This window comes from Streptomyces niveiscabiei (assembly GCF_001419795.1).
GTDB lineage: Bacteria > Actinomycetota > Actinomycetes > Streptomycetales > Streptomycetaceae > Streptomyces > Streptomyces niveiscabiei.
Genome location: NZ_LIRL01001109.1, coordinates 1 through 4441, shown reverse-complemented (window position 1 = coordinate 4441; position 4441 = coordinate 1). Strand labels below are relative to the sequence as shown.

Genomic DNA, 4441 nt, shown 5'->3' with positions numbered 1-4441 from the left:
AGCCCACCCCGCCCCGATACCGCCGAGCGGCGGCAGCGGCGAGCGTCTGGTACCTGCGCGCCATGGCCCTGCTCAACGTCCTGGCGGTGCTCTCCGTCCCCCTGCACGACGGGGTGCGGCGGCACAACGAGGGCGAGTACTTCACCCCGTACCTGCTGACCGCCGGCCTGGTCTCGGCGATCCTCGCGCTGTGGCTGGCCGTGGCGATGCGCAGGCGCAAGCGTGCGGCGTGGATCGTCAACACGGTCCTGACCGCGCTGACCCTGACGGGCATGGCCCTCTTCCTGTTCGTGCCCGACGAGGACGTCGACTTCGGCCACCACTGGATGAACTGGGCCTCCGCCGCGCTCACCGCCCTGTTCCTGCTGGCCCTGCTCGCGGGGCGCCGGGAGTTCACGTCGAAGGGCGACCGCTCCAACCCCCGGACGGCGCTCGCGACCCTGGCCGGCGGCCTGGTGCTGAGCAGCGCGCTGGGCCTGGCGCTGGTGCAGACGACCGGCAGCGCGACGGGAGCGAGCCTGACCGACCGGCTCGGCTACGTCCTGGCCCGCTTCGTCACCCTGGACCCCACCGAGAAGGCGTCCCGCCTCATCGAGGTCCCCGGCTGGGTCGACGGCACGCTCAACGTGACGGCGGCCCTGCTGTTCCTGAGCGTCCTGTACGTGGCGTTCCGCAGCCCCCGGGNNTTCGCGCTGCGCCGCGACAAGGCGGCCGTCTTCTCCCCGAGCGGGAAGGCGGCGGTGACCTACCGCGTCGTCAGCGGCGTCTCCCTCGCCTCCGGCGACCCCGTCGGAGACCCCGAGGCGTGGCCGGGCGCGATCGACGCCTGGCTGGCCGAGGCCCGCGAACACGCGTGGGTCCCGGCCGTCATGGGGGCCTCCGAGGAAGCGGGCGTGATCTACGCGCGGCACGGTCTGAACGCCCTCGAACTGGGCGACGAGGCCGTCGTCGAGGTCGCGGACTTCACCCTGGAGGGGCGCGCGATGCGCGGGGTCCGGCAGGCGTACAACCGGGTCGAGCGCGCCGGATACACCGTGCGCGTCCGCCGCCACGAGGACATCCCCGAGCCGGAGATGGCCCGCCTGGTGGCCGACGCGGACCGCTGGCGCGACGGGGCGACCGAGCGCGGCTTCTCGATGGCGCTCGGCAGGCTCGGCGCGCCGGACGACGGGCGCTGCGTGATGGTCGAGTGCCACGACGCGGACGGCGAACTGCGCGCGCTGCTCAGCTTCGTCCCCTGGGGCCGCGATGGGCTCTCCCTCGACCTGATGCGCCGGGACCGCGCGGGCGACAACGGGCTCATGGAGTTCATGGTCATCGGGCTCCTGCGGCGGGCCGACGAGGTGGGCCTCGCCCGGGTCTCGCTGAACTTCGCGATGTTCCGGTCGGTCTTCGAGCGCGGGGACCGGCTCGGCGCCGGGCCCGTGCTGCGGCTGTGGCGGGCCGTCCTCGGGTTCTTCTCCCGCTGGTGGCAGATCGAGTCGCTGTACCGGGCCAACGCCAAGTACCGGCCGGTCTGGGAGCCCCGCTACATCCTCTTCCAGAAGAGCGGCGAACTGCTGCGGATCGCGCTGGCCTGCGGCCGGGCGGAGGGCTTCGTGACGACGCCGGGTCTGCCCGCCCTCTTCCGCAGGCGGTCGCGCGCCGCCTCCTGACTCCCCGCACACACCCGAGAAAGTTCCGTCCCATGGGTCTCACCAGTACCGCAGTCCTGACGCTCGCCGTGCTCGCGGCGGTGACGCTGTTCGTCCTCACGATCGTGCTCTGGCCACGCCTCGCCCGGCGCGGCTGGCGCGCGCTCCTGGGCCGTACCGGACTGCTGCTGGCGACCCAGACCATGGTCTTCGCCTCGGTCGGCCTCGTCGCGAACAACGCCTTCATGTTCTACGCGTCCTGGGCCGACCTCCTCGGCCTGGAGCAGACGGACGGCACGGTCGTGAACCACTCGTCCGGCACCGGGCCGCTCACCGTGGTGAGCAGACAGCCTTCGGCGGGCGGGCAGATCCAGAAGGTCGTCGTACGGGGCGCGCGGTCCAGGATCAACTCACCCGCGTACGTCTACCTCCCGCCGGAGTACTTCCAGCCGGAGCACGCGAGACGGACGTTCCCCGCGTCCGTCGTCCTCACCGGCTACCCCGGCAACGCCATGTCCCTGATCAAAGGGCTGAAGTACCCCGCGACGGCCCACCGGCTCGCGGCGCGCGGAAAGATGCAGCCGATGATCCTGGTGATGCTGCGCCCGACCCTCGCACCGCCCCGCGACACCGAGTGCGCGGACGTCCCCGGCGGCCCGCAGACCGAGACGTTCCTCGCGCAGGACCTGCCCCGGGCGATATCGGGCGCCTACCGCGTCGGCGGAAACGCCCGCAACTGGGGCGTCGTCGGGAACTCGACCGGCGGCTACTGCGCGCTGAAACTGGGCCTGCACCATCCGGACCGGTTCGCGGCGAGCGCGGGCCTCTCCCCGCACTACAAGGCCCCCCACGACCTCACCACGGGCGACCTCTTCCACGGCGACCGGAACCTGAAGAACCGCGCCGACCTGCTGTGGAGCCTGGACCACGTCCCCGCCCGCGCCTCGTCCTTCCTGGTCAGCAGCTCGAAGACCGGCGAGCGCAACCTGAAGGACACCATGGCGTTCATCAGCAAGGTCCGGGCGCCCGCCCGCGTCTCGTCGATCGTCCTCGACAGCGGCGGCCACAACTTCACCACCTGGAAACGGGAGATCGCCCCCACCCTGGAGTGGATCGGCGGCCGGCTCGCCGCGAGGTGACCCCTACTTGATGACGGCGTTGGCCGCCACGACCGCAAGCCCCAGCAGCGCGTCCGCCACCCCGATCAGCCAGGCGGACCGCCAGGTACGCCCGGCGGCGCGGGCCGCGAGCAGACCCCACGCGAACAGCAGCACCACGTTCACCGCGAAAGCCACGTACTCGACCCCCTCCGAGGGCCACCACCCCCAGCCCGCGCCGAGCAGCAGGACGACCGTCGGCACCGTCGCCATCACGAGCGGCCACTCGGACACCAGCAGCCGCACCGCCGCGCGCACCCCGTGGTGGGTCTGGTCGCCGCGCAGGGCGATCAGATGCGCGTACCCGTGCGCCACGGCCGACGCGACGGCCGTGATCAGGAGCCACTCGGCGCTGCTGAGCCGCTCGCCGGGCGCCGTCTCGCCCTCCCCCGTCAGCGCGGCCACCATGGAGCTGGCCAGCACCGCCCCGTACACACCCCCGAACAGCACATGGGGCCGGGCCAGAGCGCGGACGGACTGACGCAGATACGGACGGGACATGGCTGGCTGTTCCTCGGGCGGTACGGACGACGGCGGCGCCCCACGGACTCGGGCTCGGGCGAGCCCACGGTACGTGAGCCCCCCCGACCGGCTGGACCTCCCCCGCCGGGTGGCCACCTTTCCCGGCGGACCCGGTCACCGGGTGACGTACCGGACGTACCGTCGGCAGCGGAAGAGACCGACGGGAGGAGACGTGGCGGTGGACGACATGCAGGTACCGGCGGGGGGCGATCGGCGATGAACACGGGCCGGGCGCTGTGGCGGCGCGTGCCGCGTCCCGCCGTCGACGCGGGTCTCGCCGCGCTCGCCACGCTCGACGCGTGGGGCAACCTGCACGACGAGGCGGCGACGCCGTTCATGTGGGCGTGCGTCGCCCTGGGCTGTGCGGGGCTGCTGCTGCGCCGGTACGTCCCGCTGGCCGTCGTCCTGCTGACCCTGCCCATGACCCTGTTCCTGGACGTCGCGGTCGCGCCGCTCGCCGCGCTGTACACGCTGGCCACGCGGACCCGCAACCGTCCGCTGCTGGCCGGCTGCGCCCTGCTGAGCACGGCGGCGGGCACCCTCGTGTGGCCCCTGTCCGAGTCGTTCTCCGGCGACCGGACCTGGACGCTCGTCCAGTTCGTCTACACGCTGGCCACGTCCTTCGCCCCGGTCCTCGTCGGCCAGCTCGTCCAGGCCCGGCGCGACCTGCGGCGGCAGCTCGTCGAGATCGAGGAGGTCCGCGAGCACGAGCGCGCGCTGTACGCGCAGAACGTCCTCGCCCGGGAACGCGCCCAGCTGGCCCGTGAGATGCACGACGTCGTCTCGCACCAGGTCAGCCTGATCGCCGTCCAGGCGGCGGCCCTCCAGGTCGCCGCCCACGACCCCGGGCAGGCCGTCGACGGGGCCCGCGCGATCCGCACGCTGAGCGTGAACACCCTCGACGAACTCCGGCACATGGTCACCCTGCTGCGCGCCTCCAGCGGCAAGGAGACCGAGCTCTCCCCCCAGCCCACCCTGGCCGACCTCAAGCGGCTGATCGCGGGCAGCGGCATCGAGACCACCCTGACCGGCGAACTCCCGCCCGGCATCAGTACGACCGCCCAGCGCACGATCTACCGGACGGTCCAAGAAGCTCTCACGAACGTCCGCAAGCACGCCCCGGGCGCC

4 protein-coding genes and 1 pseudogene are annotated in these 4441 nt (G+C 72.9%); 4 read left to right on the top strand and 1 reads right to left on the bottom strand.

All coding sequences use genetic code 11. The features are described 5' to 3' along the window. From AOK24_RS51815 to AOK24_RS40640, 3 genes and pseudogenes are all read left to right on the top strand, one after another. A pseudogene (locus AOK24_RS51815) lies at positions 1–684 on the top strand (phosphatidylglycerol lysyltransferase domain-containing protein); the annotation flags it as partial. Between the two features lie 2 nt (positions 685–686). Continuing rightward, a partial coding sequence (locus AOK24_RS51810; RefSeq protein ID WP_240554360.1) for a phosphatidylglycerol lysyltransferase domain-containing protein occupies positions 687–1655 on the top strand: 969 nt, incomplete at its 5' end. 32 nt (positions 1656–1687) lie between these two features. Then, entirely contained in the window at positions 1688–2773 is a 1086-nt protein-coding gene (locus AOK24_RS40640; protein WP_055724930.1) for an alpha/beta hydrolase, read from the top strand. A gap of 3 nt (positions 2774–2776) precedes the next feature. On the opposite strand, the gene AOK24_RS40635 is transcribed toward AOK24_RS40640, so the two are convergent. Continuing rightward, entirely contained in the window at positions 2777–3292 is a 516-nt protein-coding gene (locus AOK24_RS40635) for a hypothetical protein (protein WP_055724929.1), read from the bottom strand. A gap of 237 nt (positions 3293–3529) precedes the next feature. Here AOK24_RS40635 and AOK24_RS40630 point away from each other — a divergent pair. Continuing rightward, the coding region (locus tag AOK24_RS40630; protein WP_055724928.1) for a sensor histidine kinase at positions 3530–4441 on the top strand (912 nt) is incomplete at its 3' end.